This window comes from Agromyces sp. Y558, from assembly GCF_059445415.1.
Window position 1 is genome coordinate 1,920,522 of the sequence record NZ_JCAIUH010000001.1, and the last position, 26,358, is coordinate 1,946,879.

At 69.0% G+C, this 26,358-nt stretch carries 25 protein-coding genes; 19 read left to right on the forward strand and 6 right to left on the reverse strand.

Going from position 1 to position 26,358, the window contains the following annotated elements:
- The first annotated feature begins 37 nt into the window (after positions 1–37).
- From AC1C2T_RS09060 to AC1C2T_RS09070, 3 genes are read left to right on the forward strand one after another with little or no spacing between them, the layout of a single operon-like run.
- A complete protein-coding gene (locus AC1C2T_RS09060) occupies positions 38–2,503 on the forward strand; it encodes a DNA polymerase III subunit gamma and tau (protein ID WP_495385051.1) in 2,466 nt (821 codons plus the stop codon).
- Between the two features lie 3 nt (positions 2,504–2,506).
- Entirely contained in the window at positions 2,507–3,103 is a 597-nt protein-coding gene (gene recR / locus AC1C2T_RS09065; protein WP_495350984.1) for a recombination mediator RecR, read from the forward strand.
- Positions 3,104–3,143: 40 nt separating this feature from the next.
- Positions 3,144–3,503, forward strand: a complete 360-nt coding sequence (locus AC1C2T_RS09070) for a nuclear transport factor 2 family protein (RefSeq protein ID WP_495362245.1) — start codon at positions 3,144–3,146, stop codon at positions 3,501–3,503.
- Between the two features lie 34 nt (positions 3,504–3,537).
- Here the strand turns inward: AC1C2T_RS09070 and AC1C2T_RS09075 are convergent, their stop codons facing one another.
- Positions 3,538–4,032 (reverse strand): hypothetical protein, encoded by a 495-nt coding sequence (locus tag AC1C2T_RS09075; RefSeq protein WP_495362246.1) that lies wholly within the window; start codon positions 4,030–4,032, stop codon positions 3,538–3,540.
- Between the two features lie 125 nt (positions 4,033–4,157).
- Between AC1C2T_RS09075 and AC1C2T_RS09080 the strand changes: the two genes are divergently transcribed.
- The 3 genes from AC1C2T_RS09080 to AC1C2T_RS09090 all read left to right on the forward strand — a co-directional run bounded on the left by AC1C2T_RS09080 (position 4,158) and on the right by AC1C2T_RS09090 (position 7,476).
- Complete coding sequence (locus tag AC1C2T_RS09080; RefSeq protein ID WP_495362247.1) at positions 4,158–5,432, forward strand: aspartate kinase; 1,275 nt, start codon at positions 4,158–4,160, stop codon at positions 5,430–5,432.
- 216 nt (positions 5,433–5,648) lie between these two features.
- Entirely contained in the window at positions 5,649–6,704 is a 1,056-nt protein-coding gene (locus AC1C2T_RS09085; protein WP_495362248.1) for an aspartate-semialdehyde dehydrogenase, read from the forward strand.
- A 52-nt stretch (positions 6,705–6,756) separates the two neighbouring features.
- Positions 6,757–7,476 carry an SGNH/GDSL hydrolase family protein gene (locus tag AC1C2T_RS09090; protein ID WP_495385052.1) on the forward strand — a complete coding sequence of 240 codons (720 nt, stop codon included), beginning with the start codon at positions 6,757–6,759 and terminating at the stop codon, positions 7,474–7,476.
- Between the two features lie 64 nt (positions 7,477–7,540).
- Here the strand turns inward: AC1C2T_RS09090 and AC1C2T_RS09095 are convergent, their stop codons facing one another.
- From AC1C2T_RS09095 to AC1C2T_RS09110, 4 genes are all read right to left on the reverse strand, one after another.
- Positions 7,541–7,924 (reverse strand): RidA family protein, encoded by a 384-nt coding sequence (locus AC1C2T_RS09095; protein WP_495362250.1) that lies wholly within the window; start codon positions 7,922–7,924, stop codon positions 7,541–7,543.
- A gap of 139 nt (positions 7,925–8,063) precedes the next feature.
- Entirely contained in the window at positions 8,064–8,795 is a 732-nt protein-coding gene (locus AC1C2T_RS09100) for an IclR family transcriptional regulator (protein ID WP_495385053.1), read from the reverse strand.
- A gap of 1 nt (position 8,796) precedes the next feature.
- Positions 8,797–10,569: an N-acyl-D-amino-acid deacylase family protein gene (locus AC1C2T_RS09105; protein WP_495385054.1), complete on the reverse strand. Its 1,773-nt coding sequence runs from the start codon at positions 10,567–10,569 to the stop codon at positions 8,797–8,799.
- Between the two features lie 9 nt (positions 10,570–10,578).
- The gene (locus AC1C2T_RS09110; protein ID WP_495385055.1) at positions 10,579–11,925 is read right to left on the reverse strand and encodes an alanine racemase; all 1,347 of its coding nucleotides are present in this window, start codon (positions 11,923–11,925) and stop codon (positions 10,579–10,581) included.
- A gap of 81 nt (positions 11,926–12,006) precedes the next feature.
- Here AC1C2T_RS09110 and AC1C2T_RS09115 point away from each other — a divergent pair, with 81 nt between their 5' ends.
- The 10 genes from AC1C2T_RS09115 (at position 12,007) to AC1C2T_RS09160 (ending at position 22,981) form a co-directional block, all read left to right on the forward strand.
- On the forward strand, positions 12,007–12,957 hold the full coding sequence (locus AC1C2T_RS09115) for a sugar kinase (RefSeq protein WP_495385056.1): 951 nt from the start codon (positions 12,007–12,009) through the stop codon (positions 12,955–12,957).
- Positions 12,957–13,565, forward strand: a complete 609-nt coding sequence (locus AC1C2T_RS09120) for a bifunctional 4-hydroxy-2-oxoglutarate aldolase/2-dehydro-3-deoxy-phosphogluconate aldolase (RefSeq protein WP_495385411.1) — start codon at positions 12,957–12,959, stop codon at positions 13,563–13,565. Before AC1C2T_RS09115 ends, AC1C2T_RS09120 begins: the two co-directional genes overlap by 1 nt.
- A gap of 244 nt (positions 13,566–13,809) precedes the next feature.
- Positions 13,810–15,474 (forward strand): ABC transporter substrate-binding protein, encoded by a 1,665-nt coding sequence (locus AC1C2T_RS09125; protein WP_495385057.1) that lies wholly within the window; start codon positions 13,810–13,812, stop codon positions 15,472–15,474.
- A 51-nt stretch (positions 15,475–15,525) separates the two neighbouring features.
- A complete protein-coding gene (locus AC1C2T_RS09130; protein WP_495385058.1) occupies positions 15,526–16,530 on the forward strand; it encodes an ABC transporter permease in 1,005 nt (334 codons plus the stop codon).
- Positions 16,523–17,617, forward strand: a complete 1,095-nt coding sequence (locus AC1C2T_RS09135) for an ABC transporter permease (protein WP_495362258.1) — start codon at positions 16,523–16,525, stop codon at positions 17,615–17,617. Before AC1C2T_RS09130 ends, AC1C2T_RS09135 begins: the two co-directional genes overlap by 8 nt.
- A gap of 2 nt (positions 17,618–17,619) precedes the next feature.
- The gene (locus AC1C2T_RS09140; protein WP_495385412.1) at positions 17,620–18,510 is read left to right on the forward strand and encodes an ABC transporter ATP-binding protein; all 891 of its coding nucleotides are present in this window, start codon (positions 17,620–17,622) and stop codon (positions 18,508–18,510) included.
- Positions 18,507–19,349 (forward strand): ABC transporter ATP-binding protein, encoded by an 843-nt coding sequence (locus AC1C2T_RS09145; protein ID WP_495385059.1) that lies wholly within the window; start codon positions 18,507–18,509, stop codon positions 19,347–19,349. The genes AC1C2T_RS09140 and AC1C2T_RS09145 overlap by 4 nt, the downstream gene beginning before the upstream one ends.
- A 71-nt stretch (positions 19,350–19,420) precedes the next feature.
- A complete protein-coding gene (locus tag AC1C2T_RS09150; RefSeq protein WP_495385060.1) occupies positions 19,421–20,578 on the forward strand; it encodes an ROK family transcriptional regulator in 1,158 nt (385 codons plus the stop codon).
- A gap of 109 nt (positions 20,579–20,687) precedes the next feature.
- Positions 20,688–21,947: a family 4 glycosyl hydrolase gene (locus tag AC1C2T_RS09155; RefSeq protein ID WP_495385061.1), complete on the forward strand. Its 1,260-nt coding sequence runs from the start codon at positions 20,688–20,690 to the stop codon at positions 21,945–21,947.
- Positions 21,944–22,981, forward strand: coding sequence for an N-acetylglucosamine kinase (locus tag AC1C2T_RS09160; protein ID WP_495385062.1), 1,038 nt, complete (start codon positions 21,944–21,946; stop codon positions 22,979–22,981). Before AC1C2T_RS09155 ends, AC1C2T_RS09160 begins: the two co-directional genes overlap by 4 nt.
- A 101-nt stretch (positions 22,982–23,082) precedes the next feature.
- Here AC1C2T_RS09160 and AC1C2T_RS09165 read toward each other — a convergent pair whose 3' ends face one another.
- On the reverse strand, positions 23,083–23,703 hold the full coding sequence (locus AC1C2T_RS09165; RefSeq protein ID WP_495385063.1) for a MerR family transcriptional regulator: 621 nt from the start codon (positions 23,701–23,703) through the stop codon (positions 23,083–23,085).
- A gap of 92 nt (positions 23,704–23,795) precedes the next feature.
- Between AC1C2T_RS09165 and AC1C2T_RS09170 the strand changes: the two genes are divergently transcribed.
- The 3 genes from AC1C2T_RS09170 to AC1C2T_RS09180 all read left to right on the forward strand — a co-directional run bounded on the left by AC1C2T_RS09170 (position 23,796) and on the right by AC1C2T_RS09180 (position 26,326).
- The gene (locus AC1C2T_RS09170) at positions 23,796–24,215 is read left to right on the forward strand and encodes a hypothetical protein (protein ID WP_495385064.1); all 420 of its coding nucleotides are present in this window, start codon (positions 23,796–23,798) and stop codon (positions 24,213–24,215) included.
- A 129-nt stretch (positions 24,216–24,344) separates the two neighbouring features.
- Positions 24,345–24,791, forward strand: a complete 447-nt coding sequence (locus AC1C2T_RS09175; protein WP_495362265.1) for a VOC family protein — start codon at positions 24,345–24,347, stop codon at positions 24,789–24,791.
- A gap of 56 nt (positions 24,792–24,847) precedes the next feature.
- Positions 24,848–26,326 carry a malate:quinone oxidoreductase gene (locus tag AC1C2T_RS09180; protein ID WP_495362266.1) on the forward strand — a complete coding sequence of 493 codons (1,479 nt, stop codon included), beginning with the start codon at positions 24,848–24,850 and terminating at the stop codon, positions 26,324–26,326.
- The last annotated feature ends 32 nt before the right edge of the window (positions 26,327–26,358 follow it).

The window sequence follows — 26,358 nt, forward strand, 5'->3', positions numbered from 1 at the left end:
CGGCCGTGGTGTCGGACGCGGCAACTACGATTGATGCGTGGTCACCGCCCTCTATCGCCGCTACCGGCCCGAGACATTCGCCGAGATGATCGGCCAGTCCCAGGTGACGGAGCCGCTCATGACGGCGCTCCGCACCGATCGTGTCAATCACGCCTACCTCTTCAGCGGCCCCCGTGGCTGCGGCAAGACGACATCGGCGCGCATTCTGGCGCGCTGCCTCAACTGCGCAGAGGGCCCGACGGATGTCCCGTGCGGCGTCTGTCCCAGTTGCGTCGAGCTCTCCCGGGGCGGCGGTGGTTCGCTCGATGTCGTCGAGATCGACGCCGCCTCGCACAACGGTGTCGACGACGCGCGCGACCTGCGTGAGCGCGCGGTGTTCGCCCCTGCCCGTGACCGGTTCAAGATCTTCATCCTCGACGAGGCCCACATGGTCACGCCGCAGGGCTTCAACGCGCTGCTGAAGCTCGTCGAAGAGCCGCCGGAGCACATCAAGTTCATCTTCGCGACGACCGAGCCCGACAAGGTGCTCGGCACGATCCGCTCGCGCACCCACCACTATCCGTTCCGGCTCGTGCCGCCCGGGCCGATGCTCGAGTACGTGCAGCAGCTCTGCACCGAAGAAGGCGTCGAGGTCGCGCCCGGCGTGCTGCCCCTCGTCGTGCGCGCCGGCGGCGGTTCTCCGCGCGACACGCTGTCGCTGCTCGACCAGCTCATTGCCGGCTCCGAGGGCCCGACGATCGACTACGAGCGGGCGGTGGCGCTGCTCGGCTACACGCACGGCGCATTGCTCGACGAGGTCGTCGACGCCATCGGGGCGGGCGATGCGGCAGGCGCCTTCGCCGCGGCCGACCGGGTCGTGCAGACCGGGCAAGATCCGCGGCGCTTCGTCGAAGACCTCCTCGAGCGCCTGCGCGACCTCATCGTCGTCGCTGCATCCTCACCCGAGACGGCGGCCGCGGTACTCCGCGGGGTGCCCGAAGACGAACTCGCGCGCATGGCGGCGCAGGCAGCCGTCTTCGGCCAGGCCGAGCTCTCCAGGGTCGCCGATCTCGTCAACCAGACGCTCACCGAGATGACGGGCGCCACGTCGCCGCGGCTGCACCTCGAGCTCATGCTCGCGCGCGTGCTCGTGCCTGCCGCCGACGACACCGAGCGCGGTGCGCTGGCCCGCGTCGAGCGGCTCGAACGCCGAGTCGGGGTCGCCGATGCCGTGTCGGGGCCGGCGACGTCCGAGCCACGTCCCGTCGCGCGGGTCGAGCCTGCGTCGGCGTCTGACGCTCGAGCCGCGGCGGCGCCTGTTGCCGCACGCCAGGCTGCAGGGGAGTCGACTCCTGCTGCTCGTGACGTTCCTGCTGCTCGTGACGCTCCTGCCGCTCGTGACGTTCCTGGCACGGCGGACTCGAGCTCGCAGAGCGCACGCCCCGCCGCGTCAGGTACAGCATCCGCACAAGGTGCCCCGTCCACCACTTCACCCGCCGTGGAGTCCGCGCCGGCGGAGAAGCCGGCGGCAGCTGCTTCCGCAGCGGCATCCCCATCCGCGAAACCCGTTGGTCCGGTCACGCTCCAGCAGTTCCGCGATGCATGGCCCGAAGTGCTCGCTTCCCTGCAGCGCACGAAGCGCAGCGCGTGGATGGTGGCATTCACGGCGCAAGTGCGCGACCTGCGCGATGGCGATGTGCTCGTGCTCACCTTCCCCAGCGAGCAAGACGTCGCCGGTTTCCGCGGCGGCGCACCCGGCCAGAGCGTCAGCGAACTCCTCCGCGGTGCGATCACCGAGGTACTCGGCGTTCGCGTGAAGTTCATCGCCAGGGTCGACGGCTCCGGGGGCGGGCCTGCCCCAGCAGCGCCTCCGTCGCCGGCGGCGCCTCCAGGTCAGTCAGTACCGCAAGGGCCGGCCGCGCCGATCGAAGAGGTGGCCGCGTCGCCCGGCGCACGAAACACGCCCGCCGCTCCTTCCGCTCCGGTCGCTCCCGCCCAGCCGGTGGCACCGCCGAACGCCGGCCCCGTCGATTCGTGGGCGACGGTCGCCATCCCGAGCGACCCGGCCGCCGACGCAGAAACAGGGGCTTCGTCCGCCGACGCCCGCGCAGCGACTGCGACCGCGACCGCGACCGCGCTCGCTGAGCGGCCGCGGACTTCTGCCGAGACGCCGTCCGTCGCGCTCGAGGGCTCGACGTCGCCCGCATCCGGTCGCTCCGAGCCCGCGGCAGACGATCTGCCCGACGACGCCGACGCTCCGCCCGAAGACGACGAAGGGTGGTTCGACCCCGGGCCCGAGGCAGAAGTCGTCGCCGAGGCATCCGTGGCTCAGCCATCAGTGCCTGTGCGCAAGCCGGCCCCGGCCAAGGCGCGCAGCGCACGACCATTGCCAACCACTTCGCAGGCCTCCGTCAACGGTGGAATCCAGCGCTACGGCGAGGCGGTCGTGCGCGAGGTGCTCGGTGCGACCTTCCTCGAAGAAGTCGAGGCGTCGCCACGCCCCGGCTTCGGGGAGCGTGGGTAGTCCGTGTACGAAGGCATCGTTCAAGAACTGATCGACGAGCTCGGGCGTCTTCCCGGCATCGGCCCGAAGTCGGCGCAGCGCATCGCGTTCCACATCGTGCAGACCGAGCACTTCGACGTCACCCGACTCGCCGAGATCCTGCTGCAGATCCGCGACAAGGTGCGGTTCTGCGAGATCTGCGGCAACGTCTCCGAAGAGGCGACCTGCCTGATCTGCCGTGATCCGCGACGTGACCCGGCGCTCATCTGCGTCGTCGAAGAGGCGAAAGACGTCGTCGCCATCGAGCGCACCCGCGAGTTCCGCGGGCTCTACCACGTGCTCGGCGGTGCGATCAGCCCGATCGACGGCATCGGCCCCGACGAGCTCCGCATCCGGCAGTTGATGCAACGCCTCGCCGATGCCACCGTCACCGAGGTCATCATCGCGACCGACCCGAACCTCGAGGGCGAGGCGACCGCGACGTACCTCAGTCGCCTGCTGACCACCCTCGAGATCCGCGTGACACGACTCGCGTCGGGTCTGCCGGTCGGAGGCGACCTCGAGTACGCCGACGAGGTCACCCTCGGCCGAGCGTTCGAAGGCCGTCGCGTCGTCACGTGACCTCTTGACGTTCCAACACACCCGGGATAGAACGGAGCACATGGCGAGCAAGGGCGCGGAGTGGGTCGCGGGATACGTAGCGGCGTGGGAATCGAACGACCCGGCGCAGATCGGGGCGCTCTTCACCGACGATGCACGGTACCTCACGAGTCCCGACTCCGAGCCCCGTGTCGGTCGTGAGGCGATCGTCGCCGGGTGGGTCGAAGATCTCGATGAGCCGGGAACGTGGGCCTTCGACTGGCACATCGAGCACGAAGACGACGGCTTCGTCGTCGTGCAGGGCCGCACCGAGTATCCGGCTGAGAAGGACTACCTGAACCTCTGGATCATCCGGCTCGCGGCCGACGGCCGAGCCACCGAGTTCACAGAGTGGTACATGCCGAGGCCCCACAAGGGGTGATCGAGGCATCCGTCGTCGAAATGCGGCAGTGCACTCAGCGCAGCACCTCGACGAGCACGACCCACGCCATCAGGAGTGCGGCGATGATGCTGAGCACCGAACCGACGGCCATGGCGATGAGCCCGGCCTCCGCCGTGCCGACGATGACCAGCACGGCACCGAGGAGGAAGGCGGCGATCGGCAGCACGCCCGCGATGCTCTTCAGCACCCGCTCCATCGCAGAGACGTGGTCTTCACGCATGACCACCCGGATCGCATGCACCTGGAAGGCACCGGCCAGCAGAGCCGCGACGAGCACTTCGATGCCGTACGCGACGATCGGCTGGCCGGGGACCAATCCGAATGCGCCGGCAGTGATCGCCAGCACGAGGGCCGCGATCGAGGAGGCTGCGCGCGGAGGCAGCGTCACCGACTTCATGATCGTCGCGATATTCACCGACATCGCGACGATGAGCAGGCCGGCCAGGGCGGCAGTCGCCCCGACCATCGCGACGTTGAACTCCGACCACCCATCGAGCGCCTCCGACATGTGCCAACGCTACCGTCGCCGTGCGAACGTCACATAGCCGGGCGCGTATGCGGCCCGCCGTATGATGGTTCTTCCGGCGCCGGCCACTCGAGCGGCTGCCAGCGAGACCACCCCCAGGAGACCACGTGAGCTTGATCGTGCAGAAGTTCGGCGGGTCATCCGTCGCCGACGCCGAGAGCATCAAGCGAGTCGCGAAGCGCATCGTCGAGACCCGCAAGGCCGGCAACGACGTCGTCGTGGCCGTCTCGGCCATGGGCGACACGACCGACGAGCTGCTCGATCTGGCCAATGAAGTGACGCCGATTCCCGCGCCGCGCGAGCTCGACATGCTCCTCTCCGCGGGCGAGCGCATCTCCATGGCGCTGCTCGCGATGGCGATCAAGAGCATGGGGCACGAGGCGCGTTCCTTCACGGGCAGCCAGGCCGGCATGATCACGGATGCCACGCACGGCGCCGCCCGCATCGTCGATGTCACCCCGGTGCGCCTGCGCGAAGCGCTCGACGACGGCGCGATCGTGATCGTCGCCGGCTTCCAGGGCTTCAACCGCGACACCCGCGACATCACGACGCTCGGCCGCGGTGGCAGCGACACGACAGCTGTCGCCCTCGCGGCCGCGCTCAGCGCCGACATGTGCGAGATCTACACCGACGTCGACGGCGTGTTCACCTCCGACCCGCGCATCGTGAAGCGGGCGCGCAAGCTCGACCGCATCACGAGCGAAGAGATGCTCGAGCTCGCGGCATCCGGAGCCAAGATCCTGCACATCCGCGCGGTGGAATACGCGCGCCGCCACGGTGTGACGCTGCATGTGCGCTCGTCGTTCAACAACAGCGAGGGGACGATCGTCTACGATCCCGCGCGCCTGCCTGAAGGAGAAGCTGTGGAAGAGTCCGTCATCGCCGGTGTCGCGGTCGACCTGACCGAGGCGAAGATCACGGTCGTCGGAGTGCCCGACAAGCCGGGTGTCGCAGCGAAGATCTTCAAGATCGTGGCCGGAACGAACGCGAACGTCGACATGATCGTGCAGAACGTCTCGGCCGCCTCGACGGGGCGCACCGACATCTCGTTCACGCTTCCGAAATCCGACGGCGAGAAGGCCCTCACCGCACTCGCGAGCGCGCAGGAGGCCGTCGGCTTCCTCTCGCTGCAGTACGACGACCAGATCGGCAAGCTCTCGCTCGTCGGTGCCGCGATGCGCTCGGCCGCGGGTGTTTCGGCTCGACTGTTCGAGGCGCTCTCCACGGCGGGCATCAACATCGAGATGATCTCGACGAGCGAGATCCGCATCTCGGTCGTCACGCGTGCCGACAGCGTGCACGCCGCGGCACGGGTCGTGCACTCGGCGTTCGAGCTCGACGGCGACGACGACGCGATCGTGCACGGCGGCACCGGTCGCTGACCGCGACCGGCGTTCGCGTGAGCGCGTCATCGCGTTCGCGTGATCACGCGGAAGCCGCGGCATCCGCTCACCGATTCTCTGCCGCTTTGTAGGACAATCCTGCCTTTGTAGGACACCTGGGGACCTGTTCGTCCTCCAAAGCGGCAAATGTCATACAAACTGGAACTGATGTACGGGCGGCGTCTGAGGTAGCCGGCCGGGAATGAGGAAGAGCAAATGACCAACGGAGTGAACATCGGCGTCGTCGGCGCGACAGGCCAGGTCGGCGCGGTCGTGCGCAAGCTGCTCGAGGAGCGCGACTTCCCGGTCGCGTCGATCCGCTACTTCGCTTCGGCTCGCTCGGCGGGCTCGACCCTGCCGTGGAAGGGCGAAGACATCGTCATCGAAGACGCCTCGACGGCCGACCCGAGTGACCTCGACATCGCGATCTTCTCCGCCGGAGCCACGCTCTCCAAAGCTCAGGCGCCGCGGTTCGCCGCTGCCGGCGTCACGGTGATCGACAACTCGAGCGGTTGGCGCATGGACCCCGACGTGCCGCTCGTCGTGAGCGAAGTGAACCCCCACGCGATCGACGAGGCCGTGAAGGGCATCATCGCGAACCCGAACTGCACGACGATGGCCGCGATGCCCGTGCTGAAGGTGCTGCATGAGGAGGCGGGCCTCGAGCGACTCATCGTGAGCACGTACCAGGCGGTCTCCGGCGCCGGGCTCGCCGGTGGCGAAGAGCTGCTCGAGCAGGCACGTGCCGCCGTCGCGCAAGACACGATCGGGCTCGTGCACGACGGGGCATCCGTCGAGTTCCCGGCTGCCGACAAGTTCCCACGCACGATCGCGTTCGACGTGATCCCGCTCGCCGGGTCGATCGTCGACGACGGCGACTACGAGTCCGACGAAGAGAAGAAGCTCCGCAACGAGAGCCGCAAGATCCTCGAACTGCCCGGCCTGCGAGTTGCAGGCACGTGCGTGCGCGTGCCCGTCTTCACGGGTCACTCGCTCTCGATCAACGCCGAGTTCGCGAACCCGATCACGCCCGAGCGGGCCACCGAGCTGCTGGCGGATGCCCCGGGCGTCGAGCTCTCCGACGTGCCCACGCCGCTGCAGGCCGCCGGCACCGACCCGAGCTACGTCGGCCGCATTCGGCAAGACCAGTCGGCGCCCGACGGCAAGGGCCTCGTGCTCTTCATCTCGAACGACAACCTGCGCAAGGGTGCGGCGCTGAACGCCGTACAGATCGCGGAGCTCGTGGCGGCGAAGGTGCCCGCGCGCGTCTGAGCGACGGCGGGCGAGCAGAGGTTCGCGAGGCGAGTCGAGGCGAGATGACGTGATGTCGGAGCGATCGCGACACCGGCCGAAGGCGAGGCTCACGGGCCGTGCCGTCGGCGTGGTGCTCGGCGCGGCGTGCCTGTTCCTCACCGCTTGCACGCCAGCGGCGTCCGAGTTCACGCCTCCGTCGCCGCTCAGCGAAGATGCGCCCGTGGTCGCGTTCTACGGCGACTCGTATACGCGAGGGACGGGCGCGAGTTCACCCGACCGGCGCTGGTCGACCGTCGTCTGCGGTGAGCGCGGCTGGTACGAGTTCAATCCGAGCGTCGACGGCCTCGGTTTCGTGAACAACCGCGGTTCGGGCATGGTCGGCCTCGGTGTCGACCTCGTCGACCAGATCGTCGAGCACGAACCGCAGCCCGACATCGTGATCGTGACGATGGGGCTGAACGACAACTTCTCGATGCCGACCTACGCCGCCGAGATCGAGGCGGCCATCGCTGCCGACCTCGGCCGGTTCGCCGGTGATTTGCCGGATGCCCGGCTCATCGTGGTCGAGCCGTTCTGGTACCAGGACGACCGGCCGGACTCCGTCGAACAGATCACCGGGTGGGTGGAGGATGCGGCCGCCGACGTGGGCGCCGACTTCATCACGGGCGCCTCGCGGTGGCTCGAGGGGCATCCGGAGTGGATGGCCGCCGACGTCATCCACCCGAATGACGAGGGGTACGCCGAGATCGCGCGCCGCATGGACGAGGAGCTCTCGCGGCTCGGTCTGTGACTCACGAACGACGGATGCCGCGTGGTCGATCGACCACGCGGCATCCGTCGTTCAACGTCGTCGCTCAGCCCTGCGGGATCGCCGCGACCACATCGATCTCGACGAGGATGTTCGCGAGGCGCGAGCCCACCGTGGTGCGTACGGGGTAGGGCTCCGTGAAGAACTCCGCATAGGCCACGTTGTATTCGGCGAAGTCCGCGAGATCCTCGAGGTGGGCCGTGACCTTCACGACGTCGTCGAAGGTCAGGTCGTATTCGGCGAGCACCGCGCCGATGTTGCGCAGCACCTGCCGGGTCTGCTCGGCGGCGCCGCCGGGCACGACCTCGCCGGTCGCCGGATCCTGCGGGCCGAAGCCCGCGGTGTAGAGGAAGCCGTTCGCGACGACCCCGTGGCTGTATGGGCCGGCGGGCTTCGGGGCGTTCGAGAGGGTGACGGCGATCTTGGACATGGTTCCTCCTGTGTGGCGATGTTCTCGAGTTGCCCGACTCTGTACGTATTCGGGCAACGCGGTGGTGGTTTGGTTGGTGGGGTGGTGATGTTGGTGGGTGGTGGAATTCAGGCGAACGGATGCCGCGGCATCCGCTCGCTCAACCGAGTTCGCGCGCGATGAGCTCGGCAGTCTCGCGCATCGCGGGCAGGTCGGTTTTCAATCGCTCGAGGTCGGCGACCATGCGGATCGCGGTGACCGAGAGCGCTCCGACGATACCCATCGATGAGCGAATCGGCACGGCGATGCAGTTGACGAACGTCTCGAATTCGCGATCGTCGGTGGCCCAGCCGCGCGCGCTCACGAGCGCGAGCTCGCGGTCGAGGTGCTCCCGGGTGGTGATCGTGTGGTCGGTGTGGCGCTCCCAGGTGACGCCGGCGAGTACGGCGTCACGGCCTGCGGTGTCGAGATCGGCGAGGATGGCCTTGCCGACCGCCGAGCAGTACGGGATGACGGCGCGGCCGATGCGGGAGTACATGCGCACCCCCGACTCGTTCTCGGCCTTGTCGACGTAGACGATCGACCGGTCCATGAGTGCCGCGAGGTGTACGGTGTTCCCGGTTCGGCGCTGCAGCCGGCGCACGTGCTCGGATCCCACTTCGCGCAGGTCGAGCGATTCGAGCGACTCCCTCGAGAGCGCGGCGAGCCGCGCGCCGAGCGTGTAGCGGCCCGAGCCGAGCTTGCGAACCCAGCCCACCTCTTGGAGTGCCTGCAGTTCGCGGAACATCGTCGACCGGTGCAGTTCGAAGGCCGCGGCGAGCTCGGCGACGGTGCGCGGGTCGGCGGCGATCGCATCGATGATGCGGGTCGCGCGTTTCACGCTCTGCGACATGTCAGTCGTCCTCGCCGAAATCCGTCGGTCGGGTCGCGGCCGGCGAAGGAAGTCGTTCATCGAGCCCCGGCGACACGCTCTCGGAAGGCTGGGTCTCGATACGCTCCTTCGTCGCTACTCGACCGGCGGTGGAGCGGCGGATGCCCCGGCCCGGCGTCGCCCCGGTGAGTTCGCCGCCCGCCAGCACCGGCACGCCCGCGACGAGCACATCGTCGATGCCGACTCCGACACCGAGAGGTTCGTCGTAGCTCGCAGTCGCGCGCACCGCATCGGGGTCGACGAGCACGAGGTCGGCGAGGAAGCCCTCGCGCACGAACCCGCGGTCGCCGAGCGCGAATCGCGCGGCGGCGCGTGCCGACACGAGCGCCGAGGCATCCGCCCAGCCGAGCGCTGCCTGCTCGCGCACCAGGAGCGAGAGGTACCGGGAGAACGAGCCGCGCGCCCTGGGGTGCGGATGCTTGCCGAGGAAGATGCCGTCGGAGCCTCCGATCGCGGCCGGGTGGGCGAGGATCTCGGCGAGTCCAGCGTCGCCGCGTTCGTGCTGCACCGCCATGACGACGTTGACCTCGAGCCGCGACGCGACGAGCACGTCGAGCGCGAACTCGATCGCGTCGACGTCGGCCAGAGTGCCAGAACCGACATCGGCACCAGCGCGAGCGGATGCCTCGGCCGCGCCGTCCGCGATCGTGAGGCCGTGAGCCCACTCGTAGGCCGGGGCGGCGATGTGTGCCAGCGTGAGCATCGAGGGCCAGTCGGGTCCGAGGCTCGCGTGCCAGCTGATGGTGGGAAACCACTCCTCGCGAAGCCGTGCGCGCCCTGCAGGGTCGGTGAGAATCGCGACCACCTCGTCCACCGGGCGCACGGTGAGCGCCGCGGGCAGGATCGGCATCACGAGGATCGAGCACCCGCGATTGTAGGGGTACGCGTCGAAGCTCGCGTCGATGCCCGCGTCGGCGAGGCCGCCGAGCAGGTCGCGCACGAGCTGCGGTTCGGCGTGGAAGTGCGACACGTGCACCTGAGCGCCGGACGCGAGCGCGATCGCCGCCACCTCGGCGATGCCCGCCGCCGAGTTGTGCTCGTAGCCGCGCATGTGCGACACGTACACTGCGCCGGCGTCGGCCACCGGTGCCGCGAGGGCGGCGAGCTCGTCGGTGGACGCGAAGATGCCTGGCGTGTAGTCGAGTCCGGTCGAGAGGCCGAGGGCGCCGGCCGCGAGGCCATCGGCCACGATCGCGCGCATGCGATCGAGTTCGGCGGGTGAAGCGGCATCCGTCGACCGGCCCATGACCTCGTAGCGCACGGTGCCGGCGGGCACGAGATACCCGGCGTTCAGCGCGGTGGTGCCGTCGTAGGCGTCGAGCAGCGCCTCGACCCCGCCGTCTCGGTACGTGGGATGCGCGCCGTTGATCGCCGCGAAGTACTCGGTCGCGTAGTCGCCGGAGCCAGGTGCGTACGACACGCCGTCCTGACCGCCGATGACCGTCGTGACGCCCTGACGCAGCAGCGCGAGTTGTACCTCCGGGTCGAACAATCGGCCGTCGGCGTGCGAGTGGGCGTCGATGAATCCGGGCATGAGCAGGCGGCCGTGGCCGTCGATCACGAGGGCGCCTCGAATAGCGGTGCGATCGAGGCTGCCGGTCGGCGCGATGCGTGCGATGCGCTCACCGTCGATGAGCACGTCGGATGCATCTGCGCCCACGCCGTCGCCGTCGACGACGATCACGTCTCGAATGAGCACAGGGCGAATGAGCACAGGGCGAATGAGTACGGACACGGCTGACTCCTAGAAGAACGTGCGCACGAGCTCGACGACCCGGTCGGAGCCGCCGCCCTCGACGACCGGGATGAAGCGCCACTTGTCGAACGCCGTGCACGGGTGCGAGAGGCCGAGCGACACGACGTCGCCGATCGCGACCGGCAACGCGGCATCAGCACGCAGGTAGGCGTGCTGGTCGTTGAGGGCGGTGACGGATGCCCCGGCGAGCTGCCGTTCCGCGGCACCCGGCGACGCGCCGACGCCGAACGGCACGGGCAGCCCCTCGTCGTACGGGAAGTCGCGCTTGCCGCCGTCGAGCAGGGCGAGACCCGGTTCGGGGCGGGAGACGACGCGCGCGTAGCCTCGCATCGCGGGGGCGAGCTGCCCGTCGAGCGGCGAGATGCCGCGGTAGAAGCCGTCGTCGTGCAGGAGCGACGCGCCCGAGCGGAGGATCCAGCGGGTCGGGGCGTCCGCCCCCTGAGTAGTCGGCGCTCCCTGAGCCTGTCGAAGGGAGGTTGTGGGCCCGCGTGCTCCCTTCGACGGGCTCAGGGAACGGATGTGCGGGGCGAACACCTCGGCGACGAGGTCGAGGTACGCACTGCCCCCGGCGGTGACCACGAGCGGGCCCTCGGCGAGGACGCCCACTCGCTCGTGCAGCTCGAGCATCTCGGCGAGGTAGCTGCGCACGGCGTCGAGCGCGGTGGGGGAACGGTCGTGGCCGAGGCTGCCCTCGTATCCCGCCGTGCCGGCGAGCCGCAGCACCGGAGAGGCGACGATGCGTTCGGCGATGCGAGCGGCCTCGTCGACGCTGCGCGCACCCGTGCGGCCGCCCGCCGCGCCGAGCTCGACGAGCACGTCGATGGGGCGGGGGAGTGCGACATCCGCGAGGCCCCGCTCCATCGCCTCCACGGTCTCGAGCGAGTCGACCCAGGCATGGAACGTGAAGCGGGGGTCGGCGAGCTCGGCGGCGATGAACGCGAGGGCTGCCGGCGCGACGAGTGCGTTCGCGAGCATGATCGACGTCATGCCGAACGCGCGCGCCGTGCGCACCTGGCCCGGGGTCGCGAGCGTGATGCCGGTGGCGCCCGCGTCGAGCTGGCGTTGCCAGAGCGCGGGCGACATCGTGGTCTTGCCGTGCGGCATGAGCTCGAGCCCGTGGTCGTCGCACCAGTTCTGGATCACGGCCGCGTTGCGGGCGAGGGCTCGGTCGTCGAGCGCGAGCAGCGGGGTCCAGAACTCGGCGAGTCGCGGCTCGGTCGCGAGGAACTCGCGCACCGTGAGGCCGGCAGCGCGGGCGGGCAAGCCCTTGTCGGTTCCGCTGAGTCGTTCGTCGGCGAGTCCGGCGAGCCCGGCGAGCCTCGTGCTCCGCGGCATCCGCATACCTCCAACGTCGAATATGTTGCGCATGTTGCAACGCGTTTGCATCGATCCTGCACACCCGACAGCATAAGGGTCGTGACCACTGCACCGCTGCCCGAGGTCGTCGCCCTCGGCGAGACCATGGCGCTCGTGGCGCCCGCGCTCGCCGAGCCGCTCGAGTCGGCCGAAGACTTCCACGTCGATACCGCGGGCGCCGAAGCCAACGTCGCCGCGCACCTCGCAGCGCTCGGCCGTCGAGCAGCATGGGTCGGCCGAGTCGGCGACGATGCGCTCGGTCGTCGGGTCGTGCGGCACTTGGGTGCGCGCGGCGTCGACACTCGCTGGGTCGAGGTCGATTCCGAGGCCCCGACGGGCGTGTACTTCAAAGACCCCGGCCGTGGGGTGCTGTACTACCGTGCAGGTTCGGCGGCCGCGCGCATGACGCCGGCGTTCCTCGACGGGTTGCCGCTCGCCTCGGCGCGCGTCGTGCACGCGAGCGGCATCACGCCGGCTCTCTCCGCGTCGTGCGACGCCCTCGTCGACGAGCTGTTCGCACAGGTAGCCACGTCGCCGGCAATGCTGAGCTTCGACGTCAATCACCGGCCGGCACTCTGGCCTGCGGATGTCGCGGCGAGCCGTCTTCGCGAACTCGCCGCGCGTGCCGACCTGGTCTTCGTCGGCCTCGACGAGGCCGAGACGCTCTGGGGCACGGCGACGCCCGACGACGTGCGGGCGCTCCTTCCCGAGCCCGCGCTCCTCGTCGTGAAAGACGGCGATGTCGGAGCCACCGAGTTCAGGGGGCACGCCGTCGACGCACTGGCCGGAGCCCCCGGTGCGCCGGGCGAGACACATGTGCCGGCCAGGTCGGTCGAAGTCGTCGAGGCCGTGGGCGCCGGTGACGCCTTCGCGGCCGGGTACCTCGCCGCGCTGCTCGCCGGGGGCGGCCCTGAAGAGCGGCTCGCCGCGGGGCATGCCCGAGCCGTGACGGTACTGGGCGACACTGCAGACTTCCCCCGCACTGCAGCCACTTCGAGGAGCACCCCGTGATGAGCATCGACAACGCCCGATTCGACGAGATCTTCGAGGGTCAGTCGCTCATGGCGATCTTCCGAGGCATGGGCGCCGAACGCAGCCTCGAACTCGCCGAACGGGCGTGGAGCCTCGGCATCGATGTCGTCGAGCTGCCGATCCAGTCCGTCGCCGATGTCGAAGCGCTCACCGTCGTGGCAGCAGCCGGGCGCGCGGCGGGCCGTCTCGTCGGAGCGGGCACCGTGGTCTCCATCCGGCACGTCGAGCTCGCGGCATCCGCCGGCGCCGCGTTCACCGTGAGCCCCGGGTTCGATCCCCTCGTCGCACGCGCCTCGGCCGAGGCCGGCCTGCCGCCGCTGCCGGGCGTGGCGACCGCGACCGAGGTGCAGGCGGCGATGGCATCGGGGCTGACGTGGTTGAAGGCGTTCCCGGCGTCCCTGCTCGGATCCGCGTGGTTCCCCGCGATGGCGGGGCCGTTCCCCGGCGCCCGGTTCGTGGCGACCGGCGGCATGGATGCCTCGAATGCGCGCGAGTTCCTCGCGCGCGGCGTGCGCACGATCGCCGTCGGTTCCGCCCTGGAGGACTCGGCGCAGCTGACCGCGCTCGCCGAGATCATCGCGAACTAGCACCCGACCAGCGTTTCTCGATCGCCCCGTCTCGGGATTCCGAGACGGGGCGATCTGCGTGCGCTCGACGCCGTCCATCTCCCCGAATCAGCCGGAAACGCGCGGGAAACAGAAACTGAATGACTTGTTTCTAGTTACTATCTTTTCTGTTAGGGTCACTTCCAGTAACGCCGCGCACCGAGATCCTGCAAGCGGCGTCACCGCACCACCTTCCACGCAACGAAGCACGAGAGGAATGCCGGAGATGACTCGAACCAAACGCTCCCTCGCGGTGGCACTCGCCGCCGGAGCGGCCGCACTCGCCCTGGGAATGTCCGGGTGTTCGCCCTCGACGGGAGGCGACGGCGGCGACGCCCCCGTGCTCCGCGTCTGGGCAGGCAGCACCACCCCCATCAACAACAACTTCAATCCGTTCGCCGCCGACACGGCCGTGCACGCCACGTTCGGCGCGATCTACGAGCCGCTCTTCTTCTTCAACCAGGTCTCGGCCGACGCGCCCGTCGGCCTCGTCGGCGACACCTACGAGTACAGCGAAGACGGCAAGACCCTCACCGTCACGATCAAGCCCGACCAGCAGTGGAGTGACGGCGAAGACCTCACCGCAGAAGACGTCGCGTTCACCTTCGGTTACGGCTCGAACAAGGGCGAGCAGTTCATCTCGGCCGAGGCGACTGACGACACGACCGTCGTGCTCACCTACACCGAGCCGCAGTTCACGAGCGCATCGCTCACGCTCGGCGGAACGTACATCCTCCCGAAGCACATCTGGGAGGGAATCGACGACTTCATGTCCGAGACGAACCCCGAGCCCGTCGGGTCGGGCCCGTACATGCTGAAGAGTTTCTCCGAGGCTGCGTACACGCTCGAGGCCAACGAGAACTTCCGCGACGGCGCACCCACGGTCGAGGAGGTGCAGTACCTCGGACTCGATTCGAACCAGTCAGCGCAAGACCTGCTGACGACCGGCAAGATCGACTGGGTCGGCCAGTTCATCGCCAACCCCGATGCCGTCACCGGCAAGGGCAACATCTCCACCCTGAACCTGCAGCAGGATCCGACGGCGATCATGACGTGCGCGAACGCCGACCTCGGCTGCGAAGGTCCGCAGACCGACCCGGCCGTGCGCCAGGCGATCAACGCAGCGATCGACCGCACCACGATCCGCGAGAAGGCGTTCGCCGGTCTCGCCGGCGAGTCCTCCCCGTCGTTCATGCTGCTGCCGCGCGACGAGCAGTGGCTGAGCGACCCCGAGTTCACGACGAGCCCGCAGGATTCGGATGCCGCCGAAGCGGGCGCCATCCTCGAAGCCGCCGGCTACTCGAAGGACTCCGACGGGTTCTACGGCAAGAACGGCACGGCCTTCGAGATCGATCTGTTCTCGCCCGACGGCTGGACCGATTACAACGACGCGGCGAAGCTCATCTCGGAGCAGGCGGCCGACGCGGGCATCCGCATCAATGCCCGGACGGTCTCCGACGCCGAGTACTGGACCCCTGTTCAGGCGGGCGACTTCCAGTTGGCGCTCTACGGGCTCGCCCAGAGCCTCGTGGCCGACCCGTACTCGAACTACCACGAGTACTTCGCCGGGAACTCGACCGCGAAGGTCGGCGAGAGCCCGCTTCATGGCCAGAACTACTCGCGCTACGTGAACCCGGCGGTTGATGCCGCGGTGCTCGCCGCTGGCGCGACGCAGGACGAGGCGACGAAGAACGCCGCTTACGCGACGATCCAGACCGAGATCGCACGCGACCTCCCGTACATCCCCGTGGTGCTGAACGCCTCGCAGTCGTTCTTCAATACGGAGAAGTTCTCGGGCTGGCCGTCGGAGGACGACCTGTACGCCGCTCCGCTGCCGTACCTCGCGGTGGCGAACGCGATCGTGCTGGCCCACCTCACACCGGCGAAGTAGCCCCACCGATCCCATGGAACGTACCTTCCCAACCCTGAGGACGGCAGCGACATGAGCTTCTACCTTCGGCGAGTCGCCTTCTATCTGGTGACCCTCTGGGCGGCGATCTCGCTCAACTTCATGCTGCCGCGGCTGTTGCCGGGCGACCCCGCCGCGATCATGCTCGGCAAGCTCCGGCGCGCCAGCGGCGGGCGCCCGCTCTCCGAAGAGACGATCGAGGCGATCACCTCGATCCTCGGCGCGGGCAAGGACATGAGCCTCTGGGACCAGTACATCGCATACTGGGGCCGGCTGCTTCAAGGAGACCTCGGCGTCTCCTCCACGAGGTATCCGGCCCAAGTCGCCGATCTGATCGCGAGCGCGCTGCCGTGGACGATCGTCCTGGTCGGTGTCGCGACCGTCATCTCATTCCTGCTCGGCATCATCGTCGGCGCGTGGGTGGGGTGGCGGCGCGGCACCTGGCTCGACCACCTCGTGCCGGTCACGACGGTCTTCCAGTCGATCCCGTACTTCTGGCTCGCGCTCGTGCTCGTCGCCGTCTTCGCGGTGCAGCTCGGCGTGTTCCCGATCGTCGGCGGTTACGACGTCTTCGCGTTCCCAGCCGGACCAGAACTGAGCTGGGCATTCATCGGCAGCGCGATCTACCATGCGATCCTGCCGGCGATCACGATCGTGCTCTCATCGGTGGGCGGGTGGCTCCTCGGCATGCGCAACATGATGGTCTCGACGATGTCGGAGGACTACGTCGTGACCGCCGAGGCGAAGGGCCTCACCCCGCGTCGGGTGCGTACGAACTACGCGGCACGCAATGCCGCCATCCCGAGCCTGGCCGGCTTCGGCATCGCGCTCGGCTTCGTCGTGGCCGGATCGATCGTCATGGAGCAGGTGTTCAGCTACCCGGGCATCGGCAAGCTCATGATCCAGGCGGTGCAAGGGCTCGACTACGCGCTCATGCAGGGCGTGTTCCTCGTGATCACGCTCACGGTGCTCGCCGCCAACTTCATCATGGACCTCGTCTACGGCTTCATCGACCCGAGGGTGCGACACAATGGATGACCAGCAGCGCACGCTCGATCAGGCCCTCGACGGTCTCGACGAGAACGCCGACCTCACGCCGTTCCGGGCACCGGTCTCGGCCGAGGCGGCCAGGGAGGCCGCACGCGAAGCGACGGCGACCTCGGCCATGGCCGTCGCCGCCGCCAGTCGCGCCGGGCGTTTCCGGCACCTGTTGCCCAGCCGCTCGGCCAAGCTCATCACCGGCCTCGTCATCGTCGGGCTGGTCGTCGTCTTCGGCGTCTTCGGCCCGCTCATCGCCCAGCCCCCGCGCGATTCCGACAATCCCGCGCTGCTGCCGCCCAGCCTTGAGCACTGGCTCGGCACGACGAAGCTCGGCTACGACGTGTTCTCGCAATTGGCGTGGGGCACGCAGGGCTCGCTCTTCATCGGCGTCGTCGCCGGCGTGGTCGCCCTTGTGCTCGCTATCGTCTTCGGCGTGCTCGCCGGCTACTTCGGCGGCGTGCTCGACGAGGTCTTCACGCTGTTCACGAACATCATGCTCGTGATTCCCGGGCTGCCGCTCGTCATGGTCATCGCCGCCTACGTGCAGAACAGCGAGGGCCTCGGGCCGCTCGCACGAAGTTCATTGCTCGTCGCACTCGTGCTCGGCATCACGGGCTGGGCGGGTTCGGCCGTGGTGCTGCGAGCACAGGCGAAGTCGCTGCGTAGCCGCGAGTACGTCGCAGCGGCGCGCGTGGCCGGTGAGAAGCCCATGCGCGTGATCTTCGTCGAGATCCTGCCGAACCTCGTGCCGCTGCTCGCCGCGCAGTTCATCTTCGGAATCATCTTGGCGGTGCTCGGCGAGGCAGGCCTGTCGTACCTCGGCCTCGGCCCGACCGGCTCGATCACCCTCGGCACGATGCTGAACGATGCGCAGACCGGTCAGGCCGTCGGTACCGGAGCCTGGTGGTGGTTCGTGCCGCCGGGCCTGATCATCGCTGCCCTCGGCGCGGGCCTTTCACTCATCAACTTCGCGATCGACGAGGTCGTGAACCCGAAGCTCAGGCTCGCGCCTGAGAACGCGAAGCGCCAGCGAAAGGCCGCGAAGGCCGGCAAGGGCATCGCCGACACAGGAGCGTTCGCATGACCATGACCGCAGAACCCGTGCTGACCGCACGTGAGGTCTCGATCGAATACGAGGTCGACCCGCCGGTGAAGGCCGTGCGCGGGGCGTCGCTGACCCTGCACCGCGGGGAGATCCTCGGGTTGGCGGGCGAGTCGGGCTGCGGCAAGACGACCCTCGCCTACGGGCTGAATCGACTGTTGAAGGCGCCCGCGCTCATGACAGGCGGCGAGGTGGTGTTCCATGACGCATCCGGTCATGACATCGACGTGGTCTCGCTCGACGGTGAGGCGCTGCGGGCGTTCCGCTGGAACAAGGTCTCGATGGTCTTCCAGGGCTCGATGAACTCGTTGAACCCCGTGATGAACGTGCGTAAGCAATTGCACGACGTGTTCACGACGCATCGCCCGGGCATGCCGCGGGCCGAGCGCGAGTCGCGCAGCGCAGATCTGCTCTCCCTCGTCGGCGTGGACCCTGCGCGGCTCTCGAGCTTTCCGCACGAGCTGTCGGGCGGCATGCGCCAGCGCGTGATGATCGCGATGGCACTCGCCCTCGATCCGCAGGTGATGATCATGGACGAGCCGACCACGGCTCTCGACGTCGTCGTGCAGCGCGGCATCATCCGCGAGATCATGCGGTTGCGCGAGCGGCTCGGCTTCGCGGTGATCTTCATCACGCACGACCTGCCGCTGCTCATCGAGATCAGCGATCACATCGCGATCATGCTCGACGGCGAGATCGTCGAGCAGGGCAGTGCAGAGGAGATCTATCGCAAACCTGGCCATGCTTATACGAAACGGCTGCTCGCGAGCTTCCCGAGCCTGCGCGGCGAGCGGGGCGACTTCGTGCGCACGGGCGCCGGTATCGGTGGCGGCATCGGTGGCATCGGCATCGAGACTGCAGGGGGTGCGGCATGAGCGCCGTCGATGATCGGTCACCGAGCCTCGAAGCGCGCCACCTCGTCAAGAACTTCCGGCTCCGGAGCGGGTTCCAGGTGCGCACCCTCCACGCGGTCAGGGATGTGTCGTTCACCCTCGAGCCCGGTCGCACGGTCGCGCTCGTGGGCGAGAGCGGCTCGGGCAAGTCGACGATCGCGCGCATGATGGCCAAACTCGAGACGCCGAGCTCGGGCGAGGTGCTGCTCGACGGCCGGCGCAGTGCGAACCACGGGGCGGGTCTCGCCCGCTATCGCGGCGACGTGCAGATGGTCTTCCAGGATCCGTTCGGCTCGCTGAACCCGTTCCACACGATCCTGCATCACGTCGAGCGGCCGGTGCGCATCCACAATCCACGGCTGTCGAGTCGGCAGGTGCGCGAGCGGGCGTACGAGCTGCTCGAACGGGTGGCGCTGACGCCCGCGTCTCGCTTCGCCGAGCGGCGGCCGCATGAACTCTCGGGCGGGCAGCGCCAGCGGGTGGCGATCGCGCGTGCCCTGGCACCCGGCGCGAGATTCATCGTCGCCGACGAGCCCGTCTCGATGCTCGACGTCTCGATCCGGCTCGAGGTGCTGAACCTGCTCGCCGAGCTGCAGCGCCAAGAGCATCTCGGGGTGCTCTACATCACGCATGACCTCGCCACCGCGCGGCACTTCTCAGACGAGATCCTCGTGATGTACCGCGGTGAGGTCGTCGAGCGCGGCGCGGCCGAGCGCGTGATCCTCGATCCACAGCACGAGTACACGAAGACCCTGCTGGAGGCGGCGGCCGATCCTGACCGGCTCGGGCAATTGCGAGACGAGGTGCGGAGCGGCGGGTGAGGCGACAATCAGTAAAGAATGTTTTCAGATAGAGTGACGACCAGCGACAATGACACAGAGAGGCGGACGATATGAACCAGATCGACCCGGGCACCCCGACGTGGCTCGCAGCGCGCAACGACCGCACCGCCTTCCGCCTCCTGCTCGAACACGGTCCGCTCACCCGGTCACGCCTCGGCGAACTCACCGGTCTCTCAAAGCCGACCGCGTCGCAGATGCTCGCGCGGCTCGAGCGGGTCGGCCTGATCCGTCCGGTCGGCGAGCTCTCGGGCGGCAGGGGGCCGAACGCCGTCACCTACGGCGTTCGCACCGACCGCATCACGGGCGTCGCGATCTCCATCCTCGAGCGATCGATCCAGGCCGTCGTCGTCGACGCCGTCGACCACGAACACCCGATCGTGCAGATCGCGACGGAGGCGGTGGACCGCACCCCCGAGGGCGACGTGCGCGCCGCCGTCCGTGCCGCGTGCGCGGCGGCCGGCATCGATGATTCCTCGGTCAGTCGCGTCGTGATCGGCGTGCAGGCGGCCTTTTTCGTCGACGGCGATGAGCTCTCGTTCACCGACACGCTGCCGGGGTGGCCGGCGGTGGGCGCGCGTCGCCGCATCGAGCAGGCGCTCGGACTGCAGGTGACGATCGACAACGACGTGAACCTCGCGACCATGGCCGAGCGGTCGGCCGGTGCCGCCCCCGACGCCACGAGCTTCGCGCTGTTCTGGATCGGCGACGGCCTGGGCGTCGGCGTCGATCTCGGTGGCGCGGTCCACCGCGGTGCATCCGGCGGCGCCGGTGAGATCGGCTACCTCGCGGTGCCCTGCACAGCGGCGATGCTCGCACCGGCCGCGAACGACTTCACCGACCTGTTGGGCGGTCCGGCCGTCGCGAAGCTGCTCGGCGGCACCGACAGCGAGACGCTCGCCGAGATGCTGCCTCGACTCGCGGGTGACGGCGCCGTGCTCTCGGCGCTCGCCGACCGCGTGATCCTCGCCGTGAACCCGTTGCTCGCGATCCTCGACCCGTCGGTGATCGTGCTCGGCGGCCCGACCGGCAACGCGGGCGGCGATCTCCTAGCCGAACTCGTCGCGGCCCGCGTCGACTCGGCGGCGCACCCGAAGCTCGCGGTGCGCACGAGCGGCACGGGTACGCAGCCTGTTCTGCTCGGTGCGCGCCAGCAGCTCGTCGATCAGATCCGCGACCATCTCGAGGCAGACATCTCACTCGCCATCTGACCTGCCCCTTCGGCATCCGGATGTCCCAGAGGCATCCGTTCGCCCGACCCTGAAACCCCGTCTCCGCACTCGAGAGTGCGGGGCGCACCACGCACTGGAATGAGGACCAATGAAGCTCGCGATCGTCGGCGGTGGATCGACGTACACGCCAGAACTCATCGACGGGTTCGCCCGACTCCGCGACACGCTGCCGCTCGAGGAGATCCGTCTCGTCGACCCGGATGAAGGCCGACTCGCGCTCGTCGCCGGGATGTCGCGGCGGATGCTCTCCCACGCCGGGCACCCCGCACGGGTGATCGGCACGACCGATCTCGTCGCGGGCGTCGCCGATGCCGATGCCGTGCTGATCCAGCTGCGGGTCGGGGGGCAGGACGCCCGTCACGCCGACGAGACGTGGCCGCATGAGGCCGGATGCATCGGTCAGGAGACGACCGGCCCGGGCGGGCTGGCGAAGGCGTTGCGCACCGTTCCGGTCGTGCTGAACATCGCCGAGGTCGTACGGGCGCATGCGAAGCCCGACGCCTGGATCGTCGACTTCACGAACCCTGTCGGCATCGTGACCCGGGCGCTGCTCGAAGCCGGTCACCGTGCGGTCGGGCTCTGCAACGTGGCGATCGGGTTCCAGCGTCGATTCGCGTCGCTCTTCGATGTCGAACACGACCGGGTGAGCCTCGGCCACGTCGGCCTCAATCACCTCACGTGGGAGCGCAGCGTCGTCATCGACGGCGACGACCGGTTGCCCGGCCTGCTGGCGCACCGCCTCGGCGAGCTGGCCGACGAAGTGCACCTCGCACCGGCGCTCATCGCGCAGCTCGGCGTTGTGCCCTCGTACTACCTGCGCTACTACTACGCGCACGACGAGGTGCTGCGCGAGCAGTTGCACGAGCCGACCCGCGCCGAGGCGGTGCGCGCCATCGAGCGCGAGCTGCTCGAGCTGTACGCCGACCCGTCGCAGCACGAGAAGCCCGCAGCGCTCGAGGGGCGCGGCGGCGCCTTCTACTCCGAGGCGGCGATCGAGTTGCTCGCCGCCATGCGCGACGGTGCGAGCCGTGCCCGCGTGGTCAACCTGCGCAACGACGGCGTGCTGCCGTTCCTGCCCGACGATCACGTCATCGAGGTGCCGGCCGTGTTCCGCGACGGGGGATTCGTCGCGGAACCGGTCGCGCCGCTGCCCGACGACATCCGCGGCTTGATCGCCGGTGTCGCCGGGTATGAGCGGCTCGCGCTCGACGCCGCGGTACACGGCGGACGAGACCGTGTCCTGCGCGCGATGCGGGCCCACCCCCTCGTGCTGCAGCACGACCGGGCCGAGCAGCTCACCGACCTGCTCATGGCAGAGAATGCACCGTTCTTGGAGTGGGCCCGATGATCGGCGCGAGCGGAGTCGTCGACGGTGGGGCGGGCGGTGTGATCGTCGCGGTTGACGGTGGGGGCTCGAAGACCGACGCGGTCGCCCTCACGATCGACGGCGTGCTGGTCGGGCACCGACGCGGCCCGGGTTCGAGTCCGCACTTCGAGGGTCTCGCAGAGGCCGTCGCAGTCGTCGACGAGCTGGTTCGTGCTGTCGCGGGCGAGCGGCGCGTCGTGCACGCGAGTCTCTACCTCTCCGGACTCGACCTGCCGATCGAGATCGAGCAGTATGCCGCCGCCATCGCCGGGCTCGAGTGGGCCCATGCGTCGACCGTGGTCGACAACGACCTCTATGCACTGCTCCGTGCCGGTACCGATGAGCCCGACGCGGTCGCCATCGTGTGCGGCACGGGCGTGAATGCGATCGGTGTGCGCGCCGACGGCGCAGACGCGCGCTTCCCGGCGCTCGGCGGCATCTCAGGTGACTGGGGCGGCGGCGGCGGCCTCGGTGAGCAGGCCCTCTGGCATGCGGCGCGCGATGCGGATGGCAGGGGTCCGGCGACGTCGCTCAGTGCGGCGATCGTCGATCACCTGGGCGTCACCTCGATCGCCGCGCTCATCGAGGACCTGCATTTCGGGCGTCGCGACTCGACCGAACTCACTGCGCTTGCACCGGCGATCTTCGCGGCCGCGAGTTCCGGCGACGCCGTGGCCGGTTCGCTCGTCGACCGGCAGGCCGAAGAGCTCGTCGCATTCGCCCGGGCTTGCGTCGTGCGTCTCGGCCTCGAGGCGGATCCGATCCCGATCGTGCTCGGCGGCGGCATCATCCGTTCCGGCGACGAGCGGCTGATCGCCGGCATCGCCACGGGGCTTGCGCAGGTCGCGCCCTTGGCCCGCATCGAGATCCTCGAGACGGCGCCGATCGTGGGCGCGGCACTGCTGGCGCTCAGTCACGCCGGCGCGACCGATGAAGCGCTCGACCGCGCCCGCACCGCGGTGGCCGCGGCGACGCGATCGGGTGCGGAGCCCGAGGGGCAGCCCGTCGCGCGCTGAGACCGCCCCGCGCGCTGAGGCCTCGTCGCGCGCGAATCGGCGCCGGGCCGGGGCGACACACCTCCCGACCTGATTTGTGCACACGAAGCAGGACCGGAGACTTAGTCGACACCGCCGAGGCGGCGAACCGCCGCGTCCTGATGGGCGAGGCGCCGGAGGGCGAGCAGCACCGGTTCGTAGAGTGCGGTGCCGAGCACGGTGTACTCGACGGCTGCGTGGGGCTCCGGAGGCATCCGCTCGAGGTCGTACTCGGCGAGTTCGGCGGCGGTCCGCCCGTATCGGGCGAGTCGTTCGGGCGTGATCGGCATACCGGCGTCTTCTGCCGCGGCGAGTGCGCCTTCGAGTTGGGCGACGGCGGCGAAGTCGGGGTCGTAGACCTGCCCGAGGGTTTCGAGCGCGGCGCGGGCGCGCGGGTACGGGTCGGACGCCTCGCCCGGTTCGGCGCCCGGTGGGGGGAGTGCGCCGACGGCTTGGCCGAGTGTCGTGTAGAGGTCGTCGCCGGGGTGGTCGACGAGTTGGAGCACCGTGCGCGCCTGCTGCACGCTGAGCCCGACGGGCCCGGTGAGGGCCCGCACGAGCCGCAGTCGGCGCACGTGGCTCTCGTCGTAGCTCGCCTGGGTAGCCGAGCTCGCGGCGCCGGCGTGCAGGAGGCCTTCGCGCAGGTAGTACTTGACGGTCGCGACGGGCAGACCGGCTTCGGCCGCGAGTGCTGAGATGCGCATCAGATGAGCTCCTTGCATTGGATAGTGCAACTCTCTAATATTGGCGAGTACAACTATCCAATCATGAACCAACCCCGAAGGAAGGACCGGCCATGCCGTCCGCAGACAACCTCATCCTCATCGGCATTCTCCTGCTCGCCCTCGTCACCGTCGAGAGCGGCGGCTACTTCCTCACCAAAGTGCTGCGCGGAAAGGTGCCCGCCAATCGACTGCAGCTGAGCTTCTTCCGGGCCGGCCATGCGCACGCGGCCGTGCTGCTCGTGCTCTCGGTCGCGATCCTCGCGGTCATCTCGTACGCCGCGCTCGACGGCTTCTGGATGTGGCTCGCCCGCGTCGGCGTGCCGGTCGCCGCGATCCTCATGCCGGCCGGGTTCTTCCTCTCGGTGCTCGGCCGCGACCCCGAGAAGCCGAACCGACTCATCGTCCTGCTCTGGATCGGCGTCCTCTCGCTCACCGCGGCGCTGATCACCGCGGGCATCGGCCTGATCGCCGGTGGCATCGCTGCACTCTGAACCTTTCGAGTTGCCCAACTCTGTACAAAGTCGGGCAACTCGGCGAGCGGATGTCGCTGCAGGCGTTGCGCCGCGGCATCCGCTCGCGCGCACGATGCGGGTTCGGCGCGACAGGCGTAGCGTCGGTGCATGGCCATTCCGCAGCGCTTCTCCCTCGTCACGCTTGGCGTCGCCGACGTCGAGACCGCCGCGGCGTTCTACCAGAGGATCGGCTGGCGCGAAGCCCCGTCATCGGTCGCCGGCGAGGTCGCGTTCTTCGCGACGCCGGGCGGAGTGCTCGCGCTCTGGGAGACCGTCGAGCTCGCGAAGGATGCCGCGCTGCCGACGATGCACGCGCACGCACCCGGGTTCCGCGCGGTAGCGCTCGCCATCAACCTCGCCTCCCGCGAAGAGGTCGACGACGCGCTCGGCGACTGGGTGCTGGCGGGCGGATCGATCGCGAAAGCGCCGGTCGTGACCGAGTGGGGTGGCTACAGCGGATACGTCGCCGACCCCGACGGCAATCTCTGGGAGCTCGCGCACAACCCGTCCTGGCCGCTCGACGAGCGCGGTCTCCCGGTGCTGGACCGGGCGTAGGGCGAGCAGCCGACGGCCGGTCGGTGGCACCTCGGGCGCCAACTAGACTGGAATCCGTGAATTCAGAGGAAACCGTCGATGTCGTGCTGATCGGTGGCGGCATCATGAGCGCCACGCTCGGCTCCCTGCTCTCGCAACTCCAACCCGACTGGTCGATCCGCGTATACGAGCGCCTCGGCGAGGTCGCGCAGGAGTCGTCGAACGCGTGGAACAACGCGGGTACCGGCCACGCGGCCCTCTGCGAGCTCAACTACATGCCCGAGAACCCCGACGGCACGGTCAGTGCCGACAAGGCCGTCTCGATCAACGAGCAGTTCCAGGTGAGCCGCCAGTACTGGTCGTACCTCGTGCAGCACGGCGCGCTGCCCGAGCCGCACAATTTCATCAACTCGGCGCCGCACATGACGTTCGTCAAGGGCAAAGCCAACATCGAGTACCTCAAGAAGCGCGTCGCCGCCCTGCAAGACCAGCCGCTCTTCCCCGACGTCGAGTACACCGAAGACCTCGAGCGCATCGCCGAGTGGACCCCGCTCCTCGCCAAGAAGCGCAACCCCAAGGCCCGCGTCGCAGCGACTCGCATCGTGGCGGGCACCGACGTCGACTTCGGCGCACTCACGACGTCGCTGCTGCGAGACATCGAGCAGCGCGGTGCAGAGGTGGCGACGAACCACCAGGTCACCTCGCTCAAGCGCAAGAGCGACGGCACGTGGAAGATCCGGCTGCGCCACCTCGTCGGCAACACGCCGAAGACGGTGAACGCGCGGTTCGTCTTCGTCGGTGCCGGCGGAGGTGCGCTCGCACTGTTGCAGCACTCGGGCATCCCCGAGATCAAGGGTTTCGGCGGGTTCCCGATCTCGGGCCAGTTCTTCCGCACGACGAACCCCAAGCTCGTCGCACAGCATCAGGCGAAGGTCTACGGCAAGGCCGCGAAGGGTGCGCCGCCGATGTCGGTGCCGCACCTCGACACCCGCGTCGTCGACGGCGAGACCGCACTGCTCTTCGGGCCCTACGCCGGGTTCACGCCGAAGTTCCTGAAGACCTCGACCTGGTTCGACCTGCCGTTCTCGATCCGTCTGCACAACATCGGCCCGATGCTCCAAGTGGCGTTCAAGAACTTCGATCTCGTGACGTACCTCGTCTCCGAGCTGCTCGCCTCGCGCGACAAGAAGCTCGCAGCGCTGCGGGAGTTCATGCCGACGGCCAAGAGCGAGGACTGGGAGCTCATCACCGCCGGCCAACGCGTGCAGGTCATGAAGAAAGACCCTGAGAAGGGCGGCATCCTGCAGTTCGGCACCGAGATCATCACGGGCGCAGATGGCACGATCGCCGGTCTGCTCGGTGCCTCTCCGGGTGCGTCGACTGCGGCTCCGATCATGCTCGACGTGCTCGCTCGCTGCTTCCCCGACCGCATGGCGGCATGGGAGCCGAAGCTGCGAGAGATGATCCCGAGCTACGGCACCAAGCTCTCGACCGATCCGGCGGTCGCGTCGGCCACGCTCGCAGAGACCGCGAAGGTGCTGGGCCTCGCGGCCTGAGACTGTCCCCTTTGCTTTTGCGGTGACGTCTG